Consider the following 24,816-nt stretch of genomic DNA (forward strand, 5'->3'; position numbering starts at 1 on the left):
CGCCCGGTCACCGCGGGCCGGTCAGCCGTCCAGGGCGAAGACGGACCCGGTCCGCGCGTTCATCACGCACACACTGGTGTACGTCTGCTGGAAGTCGACCGCCCGGCCGTTCCACTGCCCGCGCGCGTGGGTGGTCACCGGGGCGAAGATCATCGGGCAGAACACCTTCTTGGCGGGGATGCGTCCGACGTCGCCGTCGGCGGCGTCCAGTTCGGCGCACGCGTCGGCCGCGTGGGCGTGCCCCTGGGGCGGGTCGCACAGCAGTACGGCGCTACGCGTGTCGCCGGACCGGGCGTCACCCCTGGTGACCGTCAGGTGGAGCCAGTTGTCCGGGCGGCTGTCGCGGGAGGCGGCGTGGGCCGGGCCGGCGGTGAGGAGGCCGGCGGCGGCCAGCAGGGCACCGGCCGCCGCTGCCGCTCTGGTGAGGAAGGTCATGTCCGTCTGATCGGCACGGCGGCCCGTCTTCCGCAGTCCGGCTCACCCGATCGGTGCGGTACGCGCCCCTCGACGCACCTCAGTTCGAACGCGGCCGGCCAGGACCGCTCAGGCCACCGCGAGCCGGAACGCCACCCTGCCGAAGGTGACCTGGTCGCCCTCGCGGACGACGACCGACCCGACGAGCCGACGGCCGTTGACGGTGGTGCCGTTGGTGGACCCCAGGTCCCGGAGGATCCACAGCTCGTCCTGGCGGCGGAGTTCGGCGTGCACGCGCGAGACGGTCTCGTTGTTCAGGCGCAGCCCGTTCGCGGGGTCGCGGCCGATGCGCAGCGGATGGGTGTGCGCCGGGTGCGGCAGCAGCAACTTGGGCAGCCGCTCGGCCTGCCAGGCCCGGCGCAGCCGGACGGTGAACCCGGAGACGGCCTCCACGGAGCCGAGGACCACGCGGGAGAAGCGGTTCTCCCGGGGCAGGTCGGCGACGAGCACGGCCAGTTCGTCGGACCGGCGGGCCACGAGCGCCAGTTCCATGCGGCGCACGAACGTGTCGTGCGAGAGCCTGCCCATGGCGACGCCGTCACGCAGCACCTGGAGCGCCTTGTCGCGCTCCGCGTCGGACGGACGCGCGGGGTAGGTGGAGAACTCGAAGGACGGCGTCACGAGGGTGATTGTCGGGCAGTGGACCCTGGGGTGTCCAGAAGACGTGGGATCGGTGCCGGTGTGCGGGTACTTCCACGACACCCGCCGGGAAACGGAGGATTCGCGGGCGGACCGGTTGTGCGGAACGGCACGATGGGAACGCGGGAGATCACGGTGGCAGACGCACCGACACAGGTAGACGAAGGGGAGCCGTCCGTGCAGTTCGAGGTGTGGGCACCGCAGGCAGACCGAGTGACGCTCCATTGCGAGGGCGGCACGCGCGCGTTGACGCGCGACCCCGGGCGCGTCGGCTGGTGGGCGGGGGAGGCGGAGGCCGGGGACGGGGCACGGTACGGCTTCGCGCTGGACGACGGTCCCGTGCTGCCGGATCCGCGTTCGCGCCGCCAGCCCGACGGCCCGGACGGGCTGAGCGCGGTCGTGGACCACGGGCGGTACACGTGGCGGAGCGAGTGGGCGGGGCGCGGGCTGCCGGGTGCGGTCCTGTACGAGCTGCACGTGGGCACGTACACCCGCGAGGGCACGCTGGACGCCGCCGCCGAGCAACTGGAGCACCTGGCGGGGCTCGGCGTGACCCACGTGGAGTTGATGCCCCTCTGCCCGTTCCCGGGGCGGCACGGCTGGGGGTACGAGGGGGTGTCGCTGTGGGCGGTGCACGAGCCGTACGGCGGCCCCGAGGCCCTGAAACGCTTCGTCGACCGCGCGCACGCCCTCGGACTGGGCGTCGTCCTGGACGTCGTGCACAACCACCTGGGCCCGTCGGGCAACTATCTGCCGCTGTTCGGGCCGTACTTCACGGACACGCACACCACGCCGTGGGGTTCGGCCGTGAACCTGGACGCGCCCGGCTCGGACGAGGTGCGCGCCTTCCTCCTGGGCAGCGCGCTGGCCTGGCTGCGGGACTACCGGCTCGACGGGCTGCGGCTGGACGCCGTGCACGCGCTGTACGACACGCGCGCGAGCCACTTCCTCGAGGAGCTGTCGGCGGCCGTGGACGCTCTCGCCGGGGAACTGGGCCGGCCACTGTTCCTGATCGCCGAATCCGACCTGAACAACCCGCGGTTCATCACCCCGCGCACGGAGCACGGCCTCGGCCTGCACGCCCAGTGGAACGACGACTTCCACCACGCCCTGCACACCACGCTGACCGGCGAGTCCCAGGGCTACTACGCCGACTTCGCGCGCGAACCGTTCGCCGCGCTCGCCAAGACCCTCACCGGCGGCTACTTCCACGACGGGACGTACTCCAGCTTCCGGGGCCGCCACCACGGCCGCCCGCTGGACCGCGCGCGCGTGGGCGGCCACCGGCTGCTCGGCTACAGCCAGACCCACGACCAGGTCGGCAACCGCGCCCAGGGCGACCGGCTCGCCGCCCACCTCTCCCCCGGCCTGCTGGCCTGCGCGGCCACGCTCACGCTGACCGCGCCGTTCACACCGATGCTGTTCATGGGCGAGGAGTGGGCGGCGGGCACGCCCTGGCAGTTCTTCACCGACCACACCGACCCCGAGCTGGCCGAGGCGGTACGGCGGGGCAGACGGCGGGAGTTCGCCGAGCACGGGTGGGCCGAGGAGGACGTGCCCGACCCGCAGGACCCGGCGACCCGGGAGCGGTCCTGCCTCGACTGGTCGGAGCCGGCACGCGAGCCGCACGCGCGCGTGCTGGCCTGGTACCGGCAGCTGATCGCCCTGCGCCGCGCACAGCCCGACCTCACCGACCCGGATCTCGCCGACACCAAGGTGGCCTACGACACGGAGGCCCGCTGGCTCGCCTTCCGGCGCGGAGACGTACGGGTGGCGGTGAACCTGGGCAAGGGACCGGCGGCGATCCCGCTGGGCACCGGCCGGGTGGAGGTCCTGGCGGCCTGGGGCCAGGTCGAGGAGCCGGGGCCGGACGGACTGCTCCAGGTGCCCGGGGAGTCCTGCGTGGTGCTGACACAGCCCTGAGGGGCCCCGGCGGCTCTCTCAGGGCTCCGTCCCGCCCTCCTGGAAGTCCGTCACCCGCTCCAGCAGGATCGGCTCCCAGGCGCGCCCCAACTGGATCCGCAGCAGGGGCAGGGAGCCGTCCGTGCGGCCTTCCAGGCGGCCGGTGAGGCGCAGGACGGTGTCGCAGCGGGCGAGCCACAGGCCGCGCAGGCAGGGACGGGCGCCGTAACCGGCCAGGGTGGCGGCGCGGACGGCCGCCGGGGAGCCCACGGCGAGGGCGAGCCCGGCGATGTCCTCGGCGGGGTCGCCCACGCTGGCCGCGGTCCAGTCCAGGATGCCGCGCACCCGGCCGTCGGCGCTGACCAGCACGTGCGCGCCGGTCAGCCCGTGGTGGGTGAGGACGGCGGTGGCGGCCTGCGCGGCGAGCTGGGCCGCGCCGGCCGGGGTGAGCTGGTTCAGCCGGGCGGTGTCGAACTCGTCGGCCGCGGCGAGCCGTTCGGCGGCGTGCACGGCCATCCGGCGCAGCGCCTCCAGGGAGCGCGGCGCGGTCCGCGGCACACCCTGTGCCTCCGCCTGGCGCACGGGCACCGCGCGCAGCCCGCCGAGCAGCCCGGCGAGGTCGGCCTCGCCGACGGCGGAGACGTCGTACTCGTCGGCGGTGCCCCCGGGCACCCTGGTGTCGAGGGTGTAGGCGAGGCCGGGCGCCCAGTCACCGTGCGCGACGCTGGCCGGGACGGCGACGGGCAGGTGCGGCCGGACCAGGTCGCGCAGGCGCAGCTCCCGGCGGCGGCGCAGGGAGGCCTCGCGGTCGGGCGCCAGCCGCAGCACATGCCGGCTGCCGACCCACCAGGTGTGCTCCCGTTCCTGCGACACGGGGCGCACATCGGGTCCTCCGCTGCCGTCACCGCCCTCCTTGAGCAGCGAGCGGACCAGTCGGCGGACGGTGTCCGCGGTGGGTGCCGGTGCCTGGGTCATGGATCGCGCGTCGCCGTTCCGGGTGTGGTCGAGGTGTCTCCAGGTGCTCTCAGTCCACTATGACCATCTCACGCGTGGTGTTGTTGAGTCGGCGACCGCCGTCCCCGGTGACCGTGACGATGTCCTCGATGCGCACTCCGAAGCGGCCGGGCAGGTAGACACCGGGCTCCACGGAGAAGCACATGCCGGGCACCAGGGGCTGCGCCTCGCCCTCGATCATGTACGGCGGCTCGTGCGTGGTGACGCCGATGCCGTGCCCCGTGCGGTGGATGAAGTACGCGCCGTACCCGGCGTCGGTGATCACCGCGCGGGCGGCGCGGTCGACGTCCTGACAGGCCGCGCCCGGGCGTACGGCCCGGAAGCCGGCCTCCTGGGCGGCGCGCACGACGTCGTGGACGCGGCGTTCCTCCTCGGTCGGCTCGCCGACGTGCACCGTGCGGGTGGTGTCGGAGCCGTAGCCGTCCTTCAGGCCGCCGAAGTCGAGGACGACCATGTCGCCGCTCCGGATGACGCGGTCGCCGACCTCGTGGTGCGGGTTGGCGCCGTTGGGGCCGGAGCCGACGATGGTGAAGTCGACGTGGGAGTGGCCGAAACGGCGCAGCAGGCCGGCGAGGTCCTCGCCGACGTCCGACTCGCGGCGGCCGGCGAAGGGCACCTTCCGGATCTCCTCGAACGTCGCGTCGGCAGCCGCTCCGGCGGCGGCCAGGAGTTCCAGTTCGGCCGCGTCCTTGACGGCCCGCAGCATGGGCAGGGCGTCGGTGAGGGAGGCGTAGGAGGTGTCCGGGAGTGCGCGTTGGAAGCCCAGCAGGTGCATCGCCCAGGTGTTGTCGCTGATGCCGAACCGGCCGTGGCCGTCGAGGAGGGCGGCGGTGACGGCGTAGGGGTCCGTGCCGTCGGTCCAGTCGCGCAGGGTCAGCGCGCCGGCGCCCGCCGCGTGCTCGGCGTCCGGGGCCTCCAGGGTGGGCACCACGAGCACGGGGTCCCGGCCGGGAGCGAGGACCAGCACGGTGAGCCGTTCGGTGACGGCGGTGGGTGTGTAGCCGGTGAGCCACACCATGTCCGGTCCCGGGGCCACGAGCAGCCCCGCGAGACCGGCGTCGGCGGCGGAGCGCACCGCACGCTCCATGCGGGCCGTGTGGTCGGCGGCGGTGAAGGGCGCGGGCGTGGTACCGGTCATCCGGGCCTCCGGGAGCGGGCGGGAAAACGGGGCGTGGGCGTCTCGGCAAGCATCCTGCCCGCCCGGACGGACCCACGCGAGCCGGCCCTCCCGACGGAACCACACGAGCCGGTCACGAGGGCCGGCGCCCCGCGGGGAGCGGCCAGGGGCGCGGCCCGGGCCCGTCGCGGCTTGCGCGGCGGGAGGTGACCAGGGGTTCCCCCGCGTGTACGAGGCAGCCGTCGGGGGCGGCGGCCCGGTCAGGTCACCACCGCGGGGACCACCGTCAGCCGCTGGTACGCGCCGCTGCCGTGGCGCACGGTGAGGAGCACCGCCTTGCCGGGGCGGGCCCGGACGACCGCCCGGGCGAGGTCGGCGGCGGTGTCGACGCGGGCCGTGCCGAACCGGAGGACGACGTCCCCGCGGATCAGGCCGGCCGAGTAGCCGGGACCGGGCACGTGCACGCCCACCACCGTGGCGCCCGCCTTCCGGGCGTCGACGGCCTCCACGCCGAGGGATGCCGCGGCCGGCGCCGGAGCGGGGCCCGGGCCGGCCACGGCGGCGGCCGTGGCCGGGGGCGCCTGCGGCGGCGTCCGGCCCTGGAGCCCGGCGGGTCCGCTCGTCCCGGTCACCGTGGCGCCGACCGTGCCGAGGCCGACGCCGGACAGCACCAGCACGGTGCCGGCGCCGAGGCCCAGCAGCAGGGGCCGCAGTCGCCGTTCGCGCCGGCGCGCGGCGTGCGGGCGCCGGACGGTGCCGGGGGTGCCGTCCGCGGCCCGCCGGTCCTGGCCCGGCATCGGCTTGGGACGCAACGCAGTCTGTTCCATGGTTCGCTCGCCTCCGGCTGGTGCTCTACCCGCCCCGCCGGGCCGCGACGAGACACGAACGGGTGAGACTGGCCGAAGGGCGGCGGAGGGCGGCCATGACGGCCGCCCTCCGAGGGTGGTTGCTCAGCCCGTGTGGCCCTCGCCGTGGCCGCCGTGGGCCCCGCCGTGGTCGAACTTCATGGCCTCGGGCGGCATGACGACGAAGGGCCGCATCATCCCCATGTCCTCGTGCTCCAGCAGATGGCAGTGGTACATGAACCGGCCGTACGCGCCGTCGAAGCGGCCCATGACCCGCAGCATCTGGTCTCCCGGCACCCGGAAGACGTCCTTGTGGCCCCGCTCGTTGGGTGCGAGCGGGATAGTCCGGCCGGTGTCGTAGCGGATCGGGGTGCGGGTGCCGCCCACCGCCGGGTCGAAGCCCGAGACGTCGTAGGCGTCCCGGCCAAGGAGCTGGAAGTCGGCCAGGTGGATGTGCATGGGGTGCACGATGGGCGCGAGGTTGAGGAAGCTCCACTGCTCGTAACTGCCCTCGGCGACGGTGAAGCCGAGTCCGTCGTTGAACGTGCGGGCGGTGCGCCGGTATGTCTTCGTGGTGCCGTCCGGGCCGGTGACCTGGACGATGCCGTCGGCCGGGAGCCGCAGTCCTGCGGTGCCCTGGACCTCGGTCATCTCCCAGATCTCCGGGTGGCCGCCGGCGCCCTTGGTGGTGGGCGGGGTGAGCAGGATCAGGCGGTGGCCGTGCGGGATGTCGTGGCCGATGCGGCGGAAGGAGCCGGAGAGCACCTCGGGCAGTTCGAAGGTGTCCTCCGCGCAGCCCTCCCCCACCCGGAACTCCAGCACGGCCGGGAAGGGCACGTCTCCGACCGGGTCGGGCACGCCGGCCGGCTGGTTGGCGCCCTTGTTCACCAGGCGCAGGGTCCGGCCGGCCAGCGCGCGGAAGTCGACCAGCAGGTCGAAGCGCTCGGCCGGCGCGGCGGTCAGGGCGGGCAGCTCCTCGTCGAAGTCGACCGGGACCGGGCGCGGCAGCAGGCCGCCGTCGCTGCCGATCTGGTGGACGGTCCCCGGCACGGGCTCGCCGTCCTCGTCGATCAGGACGAGTTCGAAGATGCGCGCGTTGGAGGCGTTGACCAGCCGGAAGCGGTACCAGGCCGGGTCGACGTCGGCGTAGGGCCAGATGCGGCCGTTGACCGTGGTGTAGGGGCCGGTGAACGGGACGGTGACCGGCTTCCCGGTCTCCGGGTTGCTGTCCTGGACGATCAGCGTCTTGTGCAGCAGCCGCCCGTTGAGGCGGCCGTACTCGTCGGTGTCGAGGTTGCGGTCGGCGATGAGCAGCGGGATCTCCCGCTCACCGGAGGGCAGGCGGAGGGCGTCCTCCTCGTCGTCACGGACGAGGTAGGTGCCGTACAGGCCCGCCATCACGTTCCACCGGGTGATGTTCATCGCGTGGTCGTGGTACCACCACTGCACCGCCTGGTGGTCGTTCGGGTACTCCGAGAGCTGGGCGTCGCCGTGGCCGACGGCGTTGTCCGCCCAGCCGTCGTTGCCGCCGCCCGTCTGTGCGCCGTGCAGATGGGTCACCGACCAGGCGGGCAGGGCGGCGACGTCCTTGTTGGGTTCGGCGCCCTCGCGGCCGGGCTCGGTGGTGGCCTGGGGCCGGCCGTCCGTGCGCAGCTTCACCTCCACCGAGGTGACCGGGTACTCGCTCTCCTTCGGTATGCGGTTGGTCCAGGCGATGCGGACGCGCTGTCCGCGCCGGACCTCGATGGTCGGGCCCGGCACATGGCCGTCGTACCCCCACATGAGGGTGGGCGGCAACTGCGGGTGCAGGCGCACCCAGGCCGGGCGCAGGGCGATCTCGGTCTCCCGCAGGACGTCGTCCGCCGCGGGCCGCAGGACCGGCGGGACCGATAACGGCCCGACGTACGGCGTGAGTTCGGTCGTCACCGGCGCCTGCCCGGCCGCGGTCCCCGTGGTGGGCCTTTCGATGATCTCGGTCAAGATCGGACACCCCCGTGTTTTTCTGTGGCCTGTTGCTCCCCTTACTCGACAAGACCCCCGAAGGCGCACCTTAGTTCCCTGAATGCCCGGTTCCGCACGAGAAGATTCCGCGCCCGTCAGCCGCGTGGCAGGGCGGGTACGGCGGGGGCGCGGTCGGGCAGGAATCCGTGGGCGCGGCCGGCGAGCCACCGGGCCTTGTAGCGGTCGACCTCCCGGTGCCAGTGGAGGATCCCGGCCAGCCAGTTCTTCAGGTCGAGGACGTAATCGTCCATGATGGCCCTCGCCTCCTCCGACAGGACGAAGTCGTCGTAGACAATGGGCAGTTCGTGCGCGATCACGTGCTCGAACTGCCGCATGCGCTGGGTCATCAGGTCGTGGACGACGCCGAGTCCGGTCGGATAGTCCACGCCGAAGAAGTTCTGCACGACCAGGATCGCGTTGTGGATCTCGCCCTCGTACTCGATCTCCTTCTGGTACGAGAAGACGTCGTTGAGCAGGCAGGCGTAGTCGATGGCGGCGTTCTCCAGGGAGCGCACCGGGCCGCTGGCGTACACCTCGGGCGGGATCGCGGGGCCGTGGCCCATCCGGCACAGGCTCAGGGTGAGGTCCGAGCCGAACGTGGAGCGGCGCATCTCCAGGTAGTCGACGGGGTCGGGGACGCGGTTGTACAGCTGGTTGGACACCTCCCAGACCCAGCTCTCGGTCATCTTGTCCACGGAGGCCCGCAGGGTGCGCCGCTGGTCCGCGGTCATCCCGGCCGTCGTACGGGCCCACAGGTCGCTCAGGGCCCGCTCCATGGCGTTGGCGGGGGCCGGGGCCGGTTCGTCGTCGACGGGCATGCACAGGGAGAGCCGGGCGGTGGTCAGCCGGGCGGCGGCGACGTCCCGGCGGTGGCCGTAGAGCAGTGGGTAGTAGTCGTCGCCGTAGGTGCCGAACGCGAGCCACTGCGCGCTGAGGTCGAGGGCCTCGGGCGTGGCGTCCGGGTCCAGGCCGGCGGAGCACAGCGCGAGGTCGTAGGCGGCGAGCTTGTCCAGGTCCCAGACGCCCTCCTGGAGGATGCCCATCCGGTGGCACCACTGCACGAGGTGGTCGCGGGAGCGGTCCAGGTGGGGGCTGAGCTGCACCTCGAAGGGCATGTACAAGTCGGGGACGAGGGACGGGCCGACCTTCTGGAAGGGCACGTGCGTGTGGGCGCGCAGGCGTTCCCGGGCGGCCGAGGCGAGCAGCGTGCCGATGTCGGCGGCCGAGGTGCCGGGGCCGGCCGGGAGCTGCCACGGAGAGCTGGAGCGCGCGCCCTTGTTCATGTAGCGGCTGGAGCGCATGTGCCATTCGTGGCCGCCGGACTGCCAGTCCTGGAGCCCCTTGGTGTAGGCGGCGACCGCGGTGATCTCAGCGGGGGTGAGCCCATGCTCCAGGGCGACGGCGGGCACCTCGGTGAGCGCGGTGTGCTCGAACTGGTGCAGCCGGGAGGTGAGGACGTCGTTGACGGTGTCGGCCGCCTCCTGGGTGGTGCAGCCGAAGAACTTCTCCAGGACGAGGACGCCGTTGCTGTTCTCGCCCTCGTCCTCGACCTCGCGCTGGTAGGAGAAGAGGTCGTTGCGCAGGTGGACGGCGTCGGAGAACGTCTCCATGAGGACGCGCAGCGGCCGGCTGCCGGCGACGGCGGCGGGCACCTCGGCCGTCGCGTACTCCACGAGCCCGGACGACCAGGGGGCGCCGCCCACCTTGCGGCGCATCTCGATGTACTCGACGGGGTTGGCGATCCGCCCCTCGTCGATGTTGGACAGCTCCCACATCGACTCGTTGAGCAGGTGCTCGGTGGCGACGGAGAAGCGGCGGCGCCAGTCCGCGGACATCGACGGCACCGTACGCGCCCACAGATCCTTCAGGCCCGCCTCGACCGGGTTCTCCGGCTCGGGCACGGGGGTGGCGGGGTCGAGCGGCATGAACAGCGGCAGGCGGTCCAGGTGCGCCTTCCCGGCGGCGCGGTCCGGGGTGCGTTTGAACATGTCCAGGAAGTGGTCGTCGAAGAAGAACACCCACACGTACCAGTCGGTGATCAGCGAGAGAGCGGGTCCGTCGCAGTCGGGGTGGGTGTAGGCGCACAGGAGTCCGTAGTCGTGTGCCTCCAGGTCGGCCTGCTGCCAGATCCCGGAGCCTTCCAGCATGCCCATCTCGCGCGCCCACCGGGTCGAATGGGTGCGGGCCTCGTCCAGGTGCGGGTTGAGGCGCGCCGGGTACGGCATGTAGAAGTGCGGGAGTTGAAACGGCTGCGTCATGGCCGGGCCCTACCCGTGGCCCCGTGGCCCCATCCATCCGGCCGCACATGATCACACCATCGCGTGAATCACCCGCGAAACGCGGAATTCCCCGCGCCGGGTCCTCCCGTGCGCGCCCGTGCCGGATTCGCGCGGCGTCGACGGCGTGGACGGCGTCGCGTCACCCCCGCCGTGCGCCACCCGACGGGTCGGCCTGGATGAGCGCGTGCGTCCCGCTCGTCCGCCAGCGCTGCCCCTCGGCGGCCACCAGCGCGGCCTCGGTCGCGGCGCTCAGGCCGGTGATCACCTCGGACTTCAGGGTGCGCAGCGCGGCGACCGGACCGGGGAAGTACGCGGTCGTCTCCCGGAAGGGCGTGGTGGGCGGCCAGAACCGGTCGCCCACCAGACGGCGGTAGTTGAGGTCGCCCTTGACGACGGTCAGCGTGGCCGCCGCGAACTCGGCGCGCAGGTCGTCCGGCATGTCGGCGTACGGCAGCGGGGCGCAGGAGAAGGGGTGGGCGCGGACGGTGAGGCGGCCGTCGGCCATGGCGGACCGGAGCACGCGCCCGTACCCGCCCGCCGCGCCGGGGGCCGCACGCAGTCGGTTCAGGGCGTCCACGACGTCGGCGGTGGTGGCGTCGGAGACGTAGTAGGGGTACGGCTTGACGTGCAGGACGGCCCGCGCGGCCCGGCCCTCGGTGAGGAGGTGGGCGATCAGCAGGAGATCGGGGAGGAGTTCACGGCCGGCGTTGTCCGCGACGAGCACGAGCGTGCCGGTGCCGGCCGGCGGCAGCAGCGACCACAGGGTCTCGCTGTCGTCCGCGACCAGCGCGGGGACCGGCTGCCGGGTCCCGGCGTCCGCGGCGGAGAGCCGGAAGCCGAGGTCGGCGCGGTTGCCCCACAGGGAGCCGTGCAGCAGGGCGCGCGCCCGTTCCTCCTCGGGCAGGTCCCGCAGGCCGTCCAGGGCGGCCAGTTCCGCGTCGGTCTCGGGGGCGTCGAGTTCGGCGCGCTTGAACGGGCGGAAGGGGTCGATGCCCTGCCAGGCGCCCGGTCCGACGTAGCCGACGGCGTCGAGCAGCCGGCGGTAGAAGTAGCTCTCGGACCACAGCCACGGCACGTCGTACCAGGACCGGCCGGTGTGGTCGGGCAGGCCCCAGGCGTGCCAGCGGTCCCGGTCCGGGGCGTCGGCGGGCAGCGGCCCGACCGTGCCCTCGGTGCAGTTCCTCAGCAGCTCGTCCAGCGCCGCGTGCTGCGCGGGGCCGAACGGGAAAGCGTCCCGTACCTGCCGGATGATGGCGGGATGCCGCTCGGCCAGCACGCTGTGCGGGAACGAGCCGGGCTCGTCACCGCGGATCACGGGTGCGAAGGGGGTGTCGGGCATGTCCGTCACCGTACCGCCCGGGTCAGGCGGCTCTGGTCTCCCGCTCCAACTGGGTGGCGAGGGTGACGTAGCGGGGGCGGCGGTGCACGGGGACGAGGCCCCGGATGATCAGGTGCCACATCTCGGCGACCCGGCGCGGAAGCCGTCCGATCGGTTCGAGGGAGCGGCCGGCGACCCGGGTGCCGATGAAGAAGCAGACGAGGGAGTGGGCGACGGCGCCGACGTCGAGTTCGCCGTGCACGTCGGCCTCCCGCACGGCTCCGCCGAACTTGCGGGTGGCGTACTCCAGCCACTCGGTGAACGGATGCCGCAGCGGCGGCCGTACGGCGATGTCCGCGGTGGCCAGGCGGAGTCCGGCGCGCGGCACCGGGTCCTCCACGGCGAGCCGGGCGATGCCGAACGTGGTGCGCATCAGGGATTCCAGGGAGGAGCAGCCGCGGCTCTCGACGTCGGCCACGACCCGCTGCGCGGCCCGGGCCTGGAGTTCCAGGATGGCGTGGGCCAGGTCCTCCTTGGCGGCGAAGTGGAAGTACAGGGCGCCCTTGGTGACCTTCGCGTGTGCGACGATGTCGCTCAGGCTGGTGGTCTCGTAGCCCCGCCGGTCGAACAGGTCGGCGGCGGCCGTGATGATGGTTGCCCGGGTCTGCTCGGCGCGTAACTGCCTTGCCATCGCGGGACCCCTCCTCGCACTGTGAACGAACAGGACATGCGGTTTGTTTTAACCCCTTGCATACGATAACTCACCGAGCGGCAACGGGAGTCCGGCGTCCCGGCCCGCGGGCGGCACACGTGTCACCGTCCCGGCCCGCAGCTCACGACGGGTCCCCTCCCGCTCGTGCGGGGGCGGGCTCAGAACGGGTTCCTCCCGTTCCGCACCGGCGGCGCCCGGCGGCCGCGGGGCGGTGGCCGCCGCCGCCATGATCGCCAGGGATACGAGGCCGGTGGCGGGCACCTCGACGAGATCTCGGAGCAGGCGCGAAACAGCCGGGCCGGTCGGTGCTTCCACGCCCCGCGGGTCCCGTCGGTGACTCCGGATGAACGGGGTGGGCGCCGGCACCGTACTGGACGCCGCAGCCCCCGATTCCCGCGCCGGCCGAGGAGACGCCCCCGATGACCCGGATGACCGCCCGCCTGAGTGTCAGGGTGGCCGCCGCGGCGGCGCCGCTCCTGCTCCTGCCGTGGGCGGCGGGGCCCGCGCAGGCGCACGGCGCCCCCACGGATCCGGTCAGCCGGGTCTACGCGTGCTCCCCCGAGGGCGGCGCCGCCGCCCGGTCGGCGGCCTGCCGGGCCGCGGTCGCGGCGAACGGCGCCCCGTTCACCGCGTGGGACAACCTGCGGGTGGCGGGGGTGGGGGGCCGTGACCGGCGGGTGATCCCGGACGGCCGGCTGTGCAGCGGCAACCTGCCGGCGTACCGGGGGCTGGATCTGGCCCGGACCGACTGGCCGGCGACGCGGCTGACGCCGGGGGCCCGGCTGACGCTGACGTACGCGTCGACCATCGCGCACACGGGCACGTTCCGGCTCTATCTGACCCGGCCGGGCTACGACCCCGCGAAGCCGCTGACCTGGTCCGACCTGCCGGAGCGGCCCTTCGCCGAGGTCACCGACCCGCCGCTGCGCGACGGCGCGTACCACATCGGCGCGACGCTGCCGGCGGACCGGACGGGCCGGCAGATGCTGTACACGGTCTGGCAGAACAGCAGCACGCCGGACACGTACTACTCGTGTTCCGACGTGGTGTTCCCGGGGCGTGCGAGAGCCGCCGGCGCGGCAACGGGCACGACACCGGCGGCGACGGCTCCGGCGTCATCGCGCCCGCGGCCCGCGCGGACGGCGGGTTCTCCGCCGGTGAGCCCGACCGCCGCGCACGGGCGGCGGGAGGGGCGTCCCGAGGCCGCCGCGGGTGACGGGTCGCCGGTGGTGGACGCCACCCGCGACGGCTCGGGGGTCTCGGCGCCGCTGCTGGCGGGCGGCGCCGCCGCGGTGCTGTTGGTCACCGGGGGCGCCGCCCTCGCTCTGCGGCTGCGACGACGCTGAAACGGGGTCCTACGGCACGTTAGTTGACGTAGATCCGGACGCCCGCGTCGGTGACGGGCGCGTACTTCGCCGTGAAGAAGCCGTTGGCGAAGCAGAGCGACGAACCGGAGAACTTCGTGAACTGCTGGTTGGTGAAGGTGATGCTGCTGTCGGCGTTGGCGGCCTTGCCGGTCAGGCTGGGCGCCCGGTAGACGCAGGTGACGCTGCCCAGCAGGGTGCGCAGCTTGACCGTGGCCTGGATGACGGAGCCGCTCGGGGGCGTGACGGTGAGGGTGCCGTCCGAGGCGACCGTCGCCGCGTAGGGCAGGTTGTCGATGGTGATGCCGTTGACCCCGAGCACGCCGGTGACGTTGCTGGTGCAGGTCGAGCTGTCGAAGGTGTGCGCGGTGACGGACTCGGTGGCCGTGCCGGGGGCGGTCGGGTTGCCGGTGACCTTGGCGGTGAACTGGGACCCCGTGCACTTGACGCCGCTGGTGCCGGTCGCGCTGGAGTAGAACGTGGCCGACGTGCCGGAGGCCAGGGGCGCCGTGAGGGTGTCGCCGACGGCGACCGCGGTACCGCCGGCGCTGCCGGTGGTGAGGACCGCGCCGGCCGCGGAGGCCGGGGTGGCCGCCGCGAGGGCGAGTGCGGTGGCGGTGCCGGCGAGGGCGAGGAGGGAGCGCTTGCGCATGCGAGTGCCTCTCTTCCTGAGTGGGGGGACAACTGGGGTGAGGTGGGGGGTGGGGGCGGTGCTGGGGTGCCACCGGCGCAGGGCCGTTGCGCCTTCTCCGTACACGACGGACCGGCGACGGCGGCGGACCGGACGCGGCCGGAGGCCTCGGGGGAAGGCCTCCGGCCGCGCCGGCGCATGGGGGCGGCCGACACGGGACCACAGGGGGAACGACCGTGGCGGAGCCGCGCTGTGAGTGGATCGGTTGCCGTGACAGGGCCGGGAACGCGGCCGGTCCGCGTGGCGGACGCGGCGGGCACCGCGCCGGGACGTGGCTGGTGCCGCTCGCTGGATCCGGCGCCACGGATCCGTGGAAACAGAGGAAGTTGTAGACCTGACAATGCGTCAACGTCAAGGCGTACGGGCCGGGTTGTGCCAGGCGGAGACGGCCCGCGCACGTCCGGCACCCTTTTTTCACATCTCCCTTGACCCTTCAATGTAACCGGCGGTAACTTCCTCGAAAGGCTACTGCCGCGTAACCAGAAAGCCCTTGCGTCCACCGGGACTCGCGAGGAGGCGTACGCGGTTGCCCCTGTCCGCGCCAGGACACCGCGCCACTGGAACCCACACCGCATTGATCCATGCCCATGGGAGCAGTTATGGCCTCGTCCCCGGACGTTCCGTCCGCCGGCAACACCCCCGAGAACCCCGGAAGCGGTTCACCCTCCGACACGCAGAACGCCGCCGGAACCGTCACCGGCGGCGAACGGCGGGGCCGCGTCCGGGCCCGCCGGGCGGCGGTGATGGCCGTACCCGCCACGCTGATCGCCGCCGGCCTCGCGGTCCTCACCGCACAGGGTGCGCTCGGTGTGCAGTTCGCGATCTCCGGCATGCCCTTCACGGTCACCGCGACCGAGCTGAACGGCACCGGGTTCGAACAGTTCGGCTCGCTCGACAACATGGCCGACGGCAGCCCCAACGCCGGGGACAGCGGCGGCCAGGTCCTCGTCATCACCTCCGCCATCAAGAACGCCACGCTGACCAAGCTGTGCCAGAGCGTCGACCTCGGCGGCACCAACCTGCTGATCAAGGCGGGCGGCGGCAAGGACAAGGTCAGCGCGCGCGACCTGACCACCGACTCCACCGAGCTGTCGGGTGACGCCGCGTTCGACAACATCGAGATCGGCAACGACGCCAGCACGCTGACCAAGGCGGGGGTGAAGGGTCCGATCGGCGTCTTCAGCCAGCAGGCCGACACCGTGCGGATCGCCAAACTGCGGCAGACCAACTACGCGACGACGGCGGGTGTGTTCAAACTGCCGGGTCTGAAGCTGAGCTTCAGCGACTCGGGTTGCTGATCGCCGTGCCGGACCGTCCACGTCTGGGACCGAGGCCCGCCTTCCGCAGGTGGCGGGCCCGCCGGCCGTTCTGGGGCGGACTGCTGCTCGCCCTGGGCGGCGGCGAGATCCTGCTCACCGAGAAGGCCTCGCTGAAGGTCGTCCTGCACATCGGCATGCAGGGCCTGGCGGGTTATCTGCTGCCCGGGCTGATGGTGCTGCTGGGTCTGCTGATCCTCTTCAACCCCTCCCAGCGCCTCTTCTACTCCCTCACCGGCATCCTGCTCTCGCTGGGCACCTGGCTCACCTCCAACCTGGGCGGCTTCTTCCTCGGCCTCCTCCTCGGCGCCACCGGTAGCTGCCTGACCTTCGGCTGGCTCCCCGACCAGCGGCCACGCGTCAGCCGCCGCGCACGCCGCAGGCAGGCGAGGACGGCGGCCCGGGCGCCGGCACCGGAGGGCGCGGAAGGCGCGACCTGAGACGGCGCGGACCAGGACACCGAGGACCGGGACGAGGAGAGCTAGGAGACGACGGTCAGGACGACGGCGGCCAGGAGCCGCGGGGCCGGAAGGTGCGGGGCCGGGAGCCGCGGGAGCGCGACGACGCGGGGCCCCGGGGCGTCGGGGTCCCCGCGTCGTCACCGGTCACGGCCGTGGCCGTGGCCGTGGCCGGCGGTGGTGCCTCAGGCGAGGCCGGCGGACTTCAGCCAGGCCTTGGCGACGTCCAGCGGGTCCTTCTTCTGCACCTGCGCCTGGTTGTCCAGCTCCAGCAGGGTCGCGGTGTCCAGCTTGGCCGAGACCGCGTTGAGCGCGTCGACGCCCTTCCGCGACAGGGTGCTCTTGTGGACGAGCGGCTGGACGTTCTCGAAGCCGAAGAGGTTCTTCGGGTCCTGAAGGACGACGAACTTCTCCTCGGAGATGTTCGGGTCGGTGGTGAAGAGGTCCGCGACCTGCACCGCGTCCTTCTGCAGCGCCGCCAGCGTGAGCGGGCCGCCCGCGTCCAGCGCCTTGAAGGACTTGAAGTCCAGGCCGTAGACGGACTTCAGGCCCAGCAGGCCCTGCTGCCGGGTCTGGAACTCCGGCGAGCCGCCGATGACCAGGTCCTTGGCGATGTCCTTCAGATCGGCGACGGAGGACTTCCCGGTGAGGTGGTACTTCTTCGCGGTGGCCGCGTTGACCGTCACCGAGTCCTTGTCCTGGGCCGGCGCCGGGTTCAGCAGCGTCAGCTTGGGGTCGAGCTTGGCCTTGATGGCCTCCGTGGTCTCGGCGGCGGTCTTCGGCGCGGCCTTCTGGTCGAGGTAGGCCAGCAGCGCGCCGTTGTACTCGGGCAGCACGGTCACGGCGCCGTTCTTGAGCAGCCCGTAGGTGGTCTCGCGGCTGCCGATGTTCGGCTTGTAGGTGATCTTGAAGCCCTTGGCCCGGAGGGCCTCGCCGTAGATGTCGGCCAGCAGCGTGCTCTCGGGGAAGTTGTTGGAGCCGACGACGACGCTGTCGCCGCTCGCCTTGTCGTCCGTGAGCGGGTTGCCGCCCTTGTCGTCCTTGGAGGAACAGCCCGCCAGCAGAGCCGTCGCCGCTGCGAGGGCGACCACCGCCGCGCCTCGGTTCCTCCGGATGGACCTGCTGAAGTGGGTCGTGTAAGTCACCCGTCGATCCAATCCAGCCGGTTCTCGGTCAGTCAAGTGCCCCCGATCACCGATTGGCCTCGATCTGCGATCCGTTGTGCGCGCACACGGGCCGGGCCGGGGCGACAGCGGGGGTGCGTGCGCGTCCGGCGACGGGCGGCGGTGCTCAGCCGTTCCGGCGTACGCCCGGGGACACCGTGAGCCGGGCCGCCGCCCAGAACAGGCCGAGGGTCGCGAGGGCCAGAGCGGCGGTCAGGGTGGCACCGCCGACGACCTTGTCGTAGTTCCTCTGGTAGAGCCCGTCGATGATGTACCGCCCGAGCCCGCCGAGGCTGACGTACGCGGCGATGGTGGCGGTGGAGACGATCTGGATGGCCGCCGTGCGCAGTCCGCTCAGGACCAGCGGGAGCGCGACCGGCAGTTCGACCTGGAGCAGTACGCGGGTCTCGGACATCCCCATGCCGCGCGCCGCGTCCACCGGGGACGGGTCGACCGAGCGGACCGCCTCGTAGGCGGTGACCAGGATCGGCGGTACGGCGAGCACCACCAGCGGGATCATCACCGGCAGCAGGCCGAAACCTATCCAGAGGAACATCAGCACCAGCAGACCGAAGCTGGGCAGGGCGCGGCCGGCGGTGGCGAGGAGGGCGAGCGCGTTGCCGCCGCGCCCGGTGTGGCCGGTGAGCAGGCCGACGGGCAGCCCGATCGCGGCGGCGATCAGGAGGGCTTCCAGCGAGTACCTGAGGTGCTCGGCGAACCGGGTGGGGATGCCGTCGTAGCCGTGCCAGTGGGCGCTGTCGCTGAAGAAGGAGTGCGCGAAGTTCAGGACGTTCACCGGGTGGCACCCTTCCGCGGCATCCAGGGGGTGAGGAGGAGGCGGAGGAGGACCAGCACGCCGTCGGCGAGGATGCCCAGCACCGCGATGGTCACGACCGAGTTCACGGCGAGGGCGGGGCGGTGGTAGGTCTGGGCGTCGTAGAGCATGTTGCCGAGCGCGCCCTGGTTGCCGATGAGCATGCCGACGCTGACCAGGGAGATGCTGGAGACGGTCGCCACCCTGAGGCCGGCGATGATCGCGGGCACGGCGATGGGCAACTGGATCTGGAGGTAGCGCCGTACGGCTCCGAAGCCCATGGCCTGGGCGGCGGCCAGGGTCTCCGGAGGCACCGAGCGGACACCGTCGACGATCGCCGGGACCAGCACGACCAGGCTGTAGAGGGCGAGCGGGATCATCACGGTCGTCTCGCTCTGCCCGAAGTAGTCGATGAGCACGACGAAGAAGGCGAGCGACGGGATGGCGTAGAGAACGGTGGTGATGCCGAGAACGGGCGGGTACATCCAGCGGAACCGTACGCATAGCTGGGCCACGGGCAGTGAGAGGAGCAGTCCGGCCAGCACCGGCAGCAGTGCCTCGCGCAGGTGCAGCCCGACGAGGCCGAGATAGCTGTGCTGGAGGTCGCTCGGGAGGTCGAAGAAGCCGCTCATCACCCGGCGTTCACCTCGGCCCGCTCCGCCGCGCGGTCGTGCGCGGCGCGGATCGCCTCACCGATGGCCTGCTGGGAGACGACGCCGACGGCGTGGCCCTCGCCGTCCACCGCGACCGCCCACCCGGTCGGCGAGAGGACGGCCCCGTCGAGGGCGGCGCGCAGCGAGTCGGTGCCGGGCACGAACGGCCGCCCGTACGGCAGGAGCCGGTCGCGGTCGACGGATCCGGCGGTGAGCCGTTCCGGCTCGCTCCAGCCGAGGGGCCTGCCGTCGGCGTCGGTGACGAGGAGCCAGTCGGCCGTGGCCCGGGAGGCCAGCCGCTCGGCGTCGGCGTCGATCGGCACCACGGGCCCGGTCTCCAGCCGGAGCCCCGCGGACGGGAAGAAGGACAGCCGGCGGATGCCGCGGTCGGCGCCGAGGAAGTCCTCCACGAAGGAGTCGGCGGGCGCGCTGAGCAGTTCGGCGGGCGGGGCGAACTGGGCGAGCCGGCCACCGGTGCGCAGCACGGCGACCTTGGTGCCCAGTTTGATCGCCTCGTCGATGTCGTGGGTGACGAAGACGATGGTCTTGCCCAACTCCTGCTGGATGCGCAGGAGTTCGTCCTGGAGGCCCTTGCGGACGATGGGGTCGACGGCGGAGAACGGTTCGTCCATCAGCAGCACCGGCGGATCAGCGGCGAGTGCGCGGGCCACGCCGACGCGCTGCTGCTGGCCGCCGGAGAGCTGGTACGGATACCGCTTGGCCAGGGCCGGGTCGAGTCCGACCCGTTCCATCAGCTCGGCGGCCCGGGCCCGCGCCTTCTGCTTGCTCCAGCCGAGCAGGCGGGGCACGGTGGCGACGTTGTCGAGGATGGTGCGGTGCTGGAAGAGTCCGGCGTTCTGGATGACGTAACCCATCGACCGGCGCAGCGTGTTGACCGGCTGCCGCCGGATGTCCTGGCCGTCGAGGAGGATGCTGCCCTCGCTGGGCTCCACCATCCGGTTGATCATCCGCAGGGTCGTCGTCTTGCCGCAGCCGGAGGGCCCGACGAGGACGGTGATCGCGCGGTCGGGTATCTCCAGCGACAGCCGGTCGACCGCGACCGTTCCGTCCGGATATCGCTTCGTGACTGAGTCTATCCGTATCAAAACGCCGGACACCCTTCGGATTTGGCCGATTTCCGCCCGCTTCCGCCACTTTTTTCTCTGCGCAGGCCGTTGGGCAGCGAGTCTAACCGCCTGCGTGACCGGGGTTCGGCGGCGGCGCGGCCGGGCCGTCCCGGCCGCGCCGGCACGTCGGCCGCGTCAGCCCTCGTCCGGGCTCAACCGCAGGGAGATGGAGTTGATGCAGTACCGCTGGTCGGTCGGGGTCGGATACCCCTCGCCCTCGAAGACGTGCCCGAGGTGGGAACCGCAGCGGGCGCACCGCACCTCGGTGCGGACCATGCCGTGGGACCGGTCCTGGACCAGCTCCACGGCGTCGGTGTCCTTCGGGTCGTAGAAGGACGGCCAGCCGCAGTGCGACGCGAACTTGGTCTCGGAGGTGAACAGCTCGGCACCACAGGCCCGGCAGGAGTAGACGCCCTCGGTCCTGGTGTCCGTGTACTCACCGGTGAAGGCCGGCTCGGTGCCGGCCTGGCGCAGGACGGCGTACTCGGCCGGGTTCAGCTCCGCGCGCCACTGCTCGTCCGGCTTCTCGACGTCGTACGACATCAGCTCTCAGCCCCTTTTCACTGCGACAGGCGGTCCAGGATCAGCGGGCCCAGGTCCGTCACGTCACCCGCGCCCATGGTGAGAACGAGATCACCGGGCTTCGCCATTCCCGAGATCACCGCGGGGATCTCCGCCTTGTCGGACACGGCGGTGACGTCGGCGCCGGCCGCGCGCGCGGCCTCGATGATCAGCTCGCTGGTGACGCCGGGGATCGGGTCCTCCCGGGCCGGGTAGATGTCCAGGACCACCGAGGCGTCGGCGAGGGCCAGCGCCTGCCCCATCTCCTTGCCCAGCTCCTGGGTGCGGGAGTACAGGTGCGGCTGGAAGACGACGAGGATGCGGGCGTCGCCCGCGGCGGCGCGCATGGCCTCCAGGTCCGCGGTCATCTCGGTGGGGTGGTGGGCGTAGGAGTCGATCACCTGGACGCCGGCCGCCTCGCCCTTGAGCTGGAGGCGCCGCTTGACGCCGGTGTAGGCGGCGAGCGCGGTCGCCAGCTCCGCGGCCGGGACGCCGAGGGCGGCGCCGGCGGCGAGCGCGGCCACGGCGTTGAGGGCGTAGTGCCGGCCCGGCACGGAGACGGCGAAGGTCAGCTCCCCGCCCGTCGAGCACCGCGGTCACCTCGCTCTTCAGCCCCTGCGGGACGATCCTCAGGACACGTACGTCGGCGTCCGCGGCCTCGCCGTAGGTGACGATCCGCACGTGGCGCTCCCGGACCCGCCGGGTCAGCTCGCGGGCGCCCTCGTGGTCGGCGGACACGACCAGGGTGCCGCCGTCGGTGACACGGTCCACGAACGTCTCGAACGACTCGTAGATCTCGTCCATGGACGCGTAATTGGCGTGGTGGTCCAGCTCGACGTTGAGGACGATGGCGACCTCGGGGGCGTACTTGTGGAAGCTGCGGTCCGACTCGTCGGCCTCGGCGACGAAGATGTCGCCCTCGCCGTGCAGCGCGTTGGAACCGGGGGCGTCCAGGTCGCCGCCGATGGCGTACGACGGCCGCAGGCCCAGCTCGGTCAGGGAGACCGCCAGCATGGAGGTGGTGGTCGTCTTGCCGTGGGTACCGGCCACGGCGATCGGGCGCAGCCCCTGCATCAGCGCGGCGAGCGCGTCGGAGCGGTGCACCACCGGGATGCCCAGCTCGGCGGCGCGGGCCAGCTCCGGGTTGTCCGTGCGGATCGCCGACGACACGACGACGCAGCTCGCGTCGTCCGCGAGGTGCCCGGCGGCGTGTCCGGTGTGCACGGTGACACCGAGCGCCCGCAGCGCCCGCGCGGTCGCCGAGTCCTTGGCGTCACTGCCGGCCACCCGTGCCCCGCGCTGCGCGAGGATCTTGGCGATACCCGACATTCCGGCGCCGCCGATGCCGATGAAGTGCGGTCGGTCCATGGCGGTAGGAAGGCCGGGTGCCATGCGTTTCTCCCCAGAGACGGTACGAGCCAGAGCAGGCCTAGCCTATGCGCTGGAGCACCGGGTGCCGCGCAGGGAGGCGGCCGGCCCTCCCCCGCTCCGCCTACGCCTTGCTGTGCGAGAACAGCTTCAGCACCGGCACGCCCACCTTGTGCCGGGCCCGGGAGGCCCAGTCCCGGTGGAAGAACTCCTCGACGTAGTGCGGATCGGTGAGCACGATCACCTCGTCGGCGTTCACCTCGGCCACGACCCCCTTCAGCGCGTCCAGCGGATGGTCCTCGACCAGCCGGCCCTCCGCCGTGCTGCTCGCCGAGCGCAGCGCCTGGAGCGACACGTCGAGGGCCCGCCGGCCGACGCTTCTCGCGTCCTGCCCCTCCGGGGTCTCTCCCTCCCGCACCGCCTCGTCGAGTTCGCCGAGCGCGATGTCGTCGATGGCCCGCAGCAGGCGGTCCGCCTGGTCGCCGCGCGGCTGGAGCAGCACATGGAAGGAGACGGGCTCGTCCCCGTGCAAGGTGGTGACGAACTCCACGTCGGCGGACGTCAGGGCTTTCTCGATCATCAGAACGCTTGTGAACACCAGGCGCCTCTTCTCCTGCGAGGGCCCGCGGGGCCCGCTGTGCCGCGGGGCCCGGCAGGACCCCTGCGGAAACCATCCTTCCCCGTGATCGCACGGGTACTGCCGACAAAGTCTGCCCGCCGAGTCAAACGGAACAGCAGATTCCGTCGATGTCGGGGCCGATGCCAGGGGGGCGGCGTCAGGGCCGACGGTAACGGCCGAACAGGAACCCGTCCTCCTCCAGCAGGGACGCGAGCACGAACCGGTGCGGGACGGCGACCGCCGGTCCCCCGGCGATGCGTTGCGCGCCCCCCGCGGTGAGCGTGGGTGACACGGTCAGGCACAGCTCGTCGAGCACCTCGGCGGCGATCAGTTGGCCCAGGAGCCGGGGGCCGCCCTCGGTCAGCAGCCGGGTGTGGCCGAGGTCGGCGAGGGCCCGTACCGCGCGTGCGGGCTCGACGTCCGTGCCGTCCCCGGCGACCACCACCCGGGCGCCGGCCTTCTCCGCGGCGGCGACACGGTCGGGGGCCGCCGAGGCCCCGGTCAGGACCAGCGTGGGCACCAGGGGGGAGGTGAACAGCGGGAGCGTGAAGTCCAGTTCCAGACTCGCGCTGACGATCGCGATCGCCGGGACCGGGTCCTGACCGGCCGCCGCGCGGGCCCCGGCGAACTCCGCGCGCACGCGTGCCGGGCGGTACCCCTCCTGCCGTACCGTCTCCGCGCCCACGAGGACGACGTCCGCGAGCGCCCGCAGCGTGCCGAAGACGCGCATGTCGGTGGCGCTGGAGATGGGCTGGGAGCGGCCCTCGTGCTGGGCGGCGCCGTCCAGGGAGGAGACCATGTTGGCCCGCAGCCAGGGCCGCGGGGCGCCCGGTCCGGGCTCCGGGTAGGCGTACGCGGCGGCCAGCTCGGCGAGGCTCCACTCGCGGTCCACGGCCGCGGGGGCGCCATGGGCCGCGGGGGCGCCATGGGCCGCGGGGGCGCCCGCACGGGCCGCCCCCACCTCCCCTTCCGGTCCCCGGCTCGCGGCCTCCGCGCCGGTGCCGGGGGCCTGGGCTGCTGTTTCGTCGGTCACAGGGAACAGGCGTCGCATGTCGTGCAGTGTGGCACGGCGCTTAGCATGAAGAACTGTGTCGTCCTCCACCACCGCCCCCAAATCCAGCCCTGTGCCGGACGCGGGCCCCGTGTCCCTGTGCGCCCGTGAGCCGCGCGTTCCCGCCGACCGTCTGGTCGCGGAGATGGTGCCGCCCCCGCGCTTCGACTCGGTCCGCTTCGCCACGTACATCCCGGACCCCGGGCAGCCCAGCCAGACCGAGGCCGTCCAGGTCCTGGAAGGCTTCGCGGCCGGACTCGGCGGCGCGCCCGCCAAGGGCGCCGGCCGGCGCGGCCTGTTCGGCTTCGGCCGGTCCAAGGCGCCCAAGGCCCCGGCGGGCCCGCGCGGTGTGTACCTGGACGGCGGCTACGGCGTCGGCAAGACCCATCTGCTCGCCTCCCTGTGGCACGCCGCTCCCGCCGACGCCTCCCGCAAGGCCTTCGGCACCTTCGTGGAACTGACGAACCTGGTCGGCGCCCTGGGTTTCCAGCAGACCGTGCAGACGCTGTCCGGGCACAGCCTGCTGTGCATCGACGAGTTCGAACTGGACGACCCCGGCGACACGGTCCTCGTCTCGACGCTGCTGGGCAAGCTGGTCGAGGCGGGGGTGGCGCTCGCCGCCACCTCCAACACGCTGCCCGGCAAGCTGGGCGAGGGACGGTTCGCCGCCGCCGACTTCCTGCGCGAGATCCAGGGCCTGTCGGCCCACTTCCGCGCCCTGCGCATCGACGGCGAGGACTACCGCCACCGCGGCCTGCCCGAAGCACCGGCGCCGCTGCCCGACGAGGAGGTCACGAAGACCGCCTTCGCCACCGAGGGCGCCTCGCTGGACGACTTCGCGGGCCTGCTGGAGCACCTGGCGCGAGTGCATCCGAGCCGGTACGGCGCGCTGACCGACGGGGTCCGGGCGGTGTGCCTGACCGGCGTGCGGCCCGTGCCGGACCAGTCGACGGCTCTGCGCCTGGTGGTGCTCGCCGACCGCCTCTACGACCGGGAGGTACCGGTGCTGGCCTCGGGGCTGCCGTTCGACAGGCTGTTCAGCGAGGAGATGCTGAACGGCGGCTACCGCAAGAAGTACTTCCGCGCGATATCCCGGCTCACCGCGCTGGCCCGGGACGCGAAGGGACTGGTCGGCGGCTAGTCGGCGCACCTCCCCGGTCCTCCGGCAGCGGCCGGACGGCCGTGGGCGAGAGGCGGATTCGCGCCACGTCACCCACGGTTTTCACGCTCTCTCGGGCGTGTAACGCGCTGTTAACCCTGCAAAGGCCTTTGCAGGGTTAACGTGTTTCTTGACCAACCATTGACCAGTGCTTGGTCTGGACAAGAGACG

22 protein-coding genes and 1 pseudogene are annotated in these 24,816 nt (G+C 72.7%); 5 read left to right on the forward strand and 18 right to left on the reverse strand.

What is annotated here, in order from left to right:
- Positions 1 to 21 precede the first annotated feature (21 nt).
- On the reverse strand, positions 22 to 435 hold the full coding sequence (locus D9753_RS07605) for an SSI family serine proteinase inhibitor (RefSeq protein ID WP_121786306.1): 414 nt from the start codon (positions 433 to 435) through the stop codon (positions 22 to 24).
- A gap of 108 nt (positions 436 to 543) precedes the next feature.
- Positions 544 to 1,095: a DUF1707 and FHA domain-containing protein gene (locus D9753_RS07610; RefSeq protein WP_121786307.1), complete on the reverse strand. Its 552-nt coding sequence runs from the start codon at positions 1,093 to 1,095 to the stop codon at positions 544 to 546.
- 195 nt (positions 1,096 to 1,290) lie between these two features.
- Here D9753_RS07610 and treZ point away from each other — a divergent pair, with 195 nt between their 5' ends.
- Positions 1,291 to 3,036, forward strand: a complete 1,746-nt coding sequence (treZ, locus tag D9753_RS07615; protein WP_121790955.1) for a malto-oligosyltrehalose trehalohydrolase — start codon at positions 1,291 to 1,293, stop codon at positions 3,034 to 3,036.
- 18 nt (positions 3,037 to 3,054) lie between these two features.
- Here the strand turns inward: treZ and D9753_RS07620 are convergent, their stop codons facing one another.
- From D9753_RS07620 to D9753_RS07650, 7 genes are all read right to left on the reverse strand, one after another.
- Positions 3,055 to 3,990, reverse strand: a complete 936-nt coding sequence (locus tag D9753_RS07620; protein WP_121786308.1) for an aminoglycoside phosphotransferase family protein — start codon at positions 3,988 to 3,990, stop codon at positions 3,055 to 3,057.
- 49 nt (positions 3,991 to 4,039) lie between these two features.
- Positions 4,040 to 5,167, reverse strand: coding sequence for an aminopeptidase P family protein (locus tag D9753_RS07625; RefSeq protein ID WP_121786309.1), 1,128 nt, complete (start codon positions 5,165 to 5,167; stop codon positions 4,040 to 4,042).
- Between the two features lie 239 nt (positions 5,168 to 5,406).
- Positions 5,407 to 5,973, reverse strand: a complete 567-nt coding sequence (locus tag D9753_RS07630; RefSeq protein WP_121786310.1) for a PDZ domain-containing protein — start codon at positions 5,971 to 5,973, stop codon at positions 5,407 to 5,409.
- A gap of 123 nt (positions 5,974 to 6,096) precedes the next feature.
- Complete coding sequence (phsA, locus tag D9753_RS07635) at positions 6,097 to 7,971, reverse strand: O-aminophenol oxidase PhsA (protein ID WP_121786311.1); 1,875 nt, start codon at positions 7,969 to 7,971, stop codon at positions 6,097 to 6,099.
- A 116-nt stretch (positions 7,972 to 8,087) separates the two neighbouring features.
- Positions 8,088 to 10,250, reverse strand: coding sequence for a germacradienol/geosmin synthase Cyc2 (gene cyc2, locus D9753_RS07640; RefSeq protein ID WP_121786312.1), 2,163 nt, complete (start codon positions 10,248 to 10,250; stop codon positions 8,088 to 8,090).
- A gap of 160 nt (positions 10,251 to 10,410) precedes the next feature.
- Positions 10,411 to 11,610, reverse strand: a complete 1,200-nt coding sequence (locus D9753_RS07645; RefSeq protein WP_121790956.1) for a damage-control phosphatase ARMT1 family protein — start codon at positions 11,608 to 11,610, stop codon at positions 10,411 to 10,413.
- Positions 11,611 to 11,632: 22 nt separating this feature from the next.
- Entirely contained in the window at positions 11,633 to 12,280 is a 648-nt protein-coding gene (locus tag D9753_RS07650) for a ScbR family autoregulator-binding transcription factor (protein WP_121786313.1), read from the reverse strand.
- A gap of 440 nt (positions 12,281 to 12,720) precedes the next feature.
- Between D9753_RS07650 and D9753_RS07655 the strand changes: the two genes are divergently transcribed.
- On the forward strand, positions 12,721 to 13,647 hold the full coding sequence (locus D9753_RS07655) for a lytic polysaccharide monooxygenase auxiliary activity family 9 protein (RefSeq protein WP_121786314.1): 927 nt from the start codon (positions 12,721 to 12,723) through the stop codon (positions 13,645 to 13,647).
- 19 nt (positions 13,648 to 13,666) lie between these two features.
- Here the strand turns inward: D9753_RS07655 and D9753_RS07660 are convergent, their stop codons facing one another.
- Positions 13,667 to 14,317: a Tat pathway signal sequence domain protein gene (locus D9753_RS07660; protein ID WP_121786315.1), complete on the reverse strand. Its 651-nt coding sequence runs from the start codon at positions 14,315 to 14,317 to the stop codon at positions 13,667 to 13,669.
- A 638-nt stretch (positions 14,318 to 14,955) separates the two neighbouring features.
- Between D9753_RS07660 and D9753_RS07665 the strand changes: the two genes are divergently transcribed.
- Together D9753_RS07665 and D9753_RS07670 are read left to right on the forward strand one after the other, a co-directional pair.
- Entirely contained in the window at positions 14,956 to 15,654 is a 699-nt protein-coding gene (locus D9753_RS07665) for a DUF6230 family protein (RefSeq protein WP_121786316.1), read from the forward strand.
- 5 nt (positions 15,655 to 15,659) lie between these two features.
- The gene (locus D9753_RS07670; protein WP_240468075.1) at positions 15,660 to 16,112 is read left to right on the forward strand and encodes a DUF6114 domain-containing protein; all 453 of its coding nucleotides are present in this window, start codon (positions 15,660 to 15,662) and stop codon (positions 16,110 to 16,112) included.
- Positions 16,113 to 16,315: 203 nt separating this feature from the next.
- On the opposite strand, the gene D9753_RS07675 is transcribed toward D9753_RS07670, so the two are convergent.
- The 8 genes and pseudogenes from D9753_RS07675 to D9753_RS07710 form a co-directional block, all read right to left on the reverse strand.
- Positions 16,316 to 17,275 carry an ABC transporter substrate-binding protein gene (locus tag D9753_RS07675; RefSeq protein ID WP_121786318.1) on the reverse strand — a complete coding sequence of 320 codons (960 nt, stop codon included), beginning with the start codon at positions 17,273 to 17,275 and terminating at the stop codon, positions 16,316 to 16,318.
- A 145-nt stretch (positions 17,276 to 17,420) separates the two neighbouring features.
- Complete coding sequence (locus D9753_RS07680; protein WP_121786319.1) at positions 17,421 to 18,089, reverse strand: ABC transporter permease; 669 nt, start codon at positions 18,087 to 18,089, stop codon at positions 17,421 to 17,423.
- Positions 18,086 to 18,739 carry an ABC transporter permease gene (locus tag D9753_RS07685; RefSeq protein ID WP_121786320.1) on the reverse strand — a complete coding sequence of 218 codons (654 nt, stop codon included), beginning with the start codon at positions 18,737 to 18,739 and terminating at the stop codon, positions 18,086 to 18,088. Before D9753_RS07685 ends, D9753_RS07680 begins: the two co-directional genes overlap by 4 nt.
- The gene (locus D9753_RS07690; RefSeq protein WP_163010646.1) at positions 18,739 to 19,866 is read right to left on the reverse strand and encodes an ABC transporter ATP-binding protein; all 1,128 of its coding nucleotides are present in this window, start codon (positions 19,864 to 19,866) and stop codon (positions 18,739 to 18,741) included. Before D9753_RS07690 ends, D9753_RS07685 begins: the two co-directional genes overlap by 1 nt.
- 156 nt (positions 19,867 to 20,022) lie before the next feature.
- Positions 20,023 to 20,430, reverse strand: coding sequence for a peptide-methionine (R)-S-oxide reductase MsrB (msrB, locus tag D9753_RS07695; protein WP_121786321.1), 408 nt, complete (start codon positions 20,428 to 20,430; stop codon positions 20,023 to 20,025).
- Between the two features lie 17 nt (positions 20,431 to 20,447).
- Positions 20,448 to 21,840 (reverse strand): annotated as a pseudogene (gene murC, locus D9753_RS07700) (UDP-N-acetylmuramate--L-alanine ligase).
- 100 nt (positions 21,841 to 21,940) lie between these two features.
- Positions 21,941 to 22,414 (reverse strand): indole-3-glycerol phosphate synthase, encoded by a 474-nt coding sequence (locus D9753_RS07705; protein ID WP_121786322.1) that lies wholly within the window; start codon positions 22,412 to 22,414, stop codon positions 21,941 to 21,943.
- 178 nt (positions 22,415 to 22,592) lie between these two features.
- Positions 22,593 to 23,486 carry a pyrimidine reductase family protein gene (locus tag D9753_RS07710; RefSeq protein ID WP_121786323.1) on the reverse strand — a complete coding sequence of 298 codons (894 nt, stop codon included), beginning with the start codon at positions 23,484 to 23,486 and terminating at the stop codon, positions 22,593 to 22,595.
- 37 nt (positions 23,487 to 23,523) lie between these two features.
- Here D9753_RS07710 and zapE point away from each other — a divergent pair, with 37 nt between their 5' ends.
- Complete coding sequence (zapE, locus tag D9753_RS07715) at positions 23,524 to 24,627, forward strand: cell division protein ZapE (protein ID WP_121786324.1); 1,104 nt, start codon at positions 23,524 to 23,526, stop codon at positions 24,625 to 24,627.
- Positions 24,628 to 24,816 lie beyond the last annotated feature (189 nt).

Source organism: Streptomyces dangxiongensis (genome assembly GCF_003675325.1).
Lineage (GTDB): Bacteria > Actinomycetota > Actinomycetes > Streptomycetales > Streptomycetaceae > Streptomyces > Streptomyces dangxiongensis.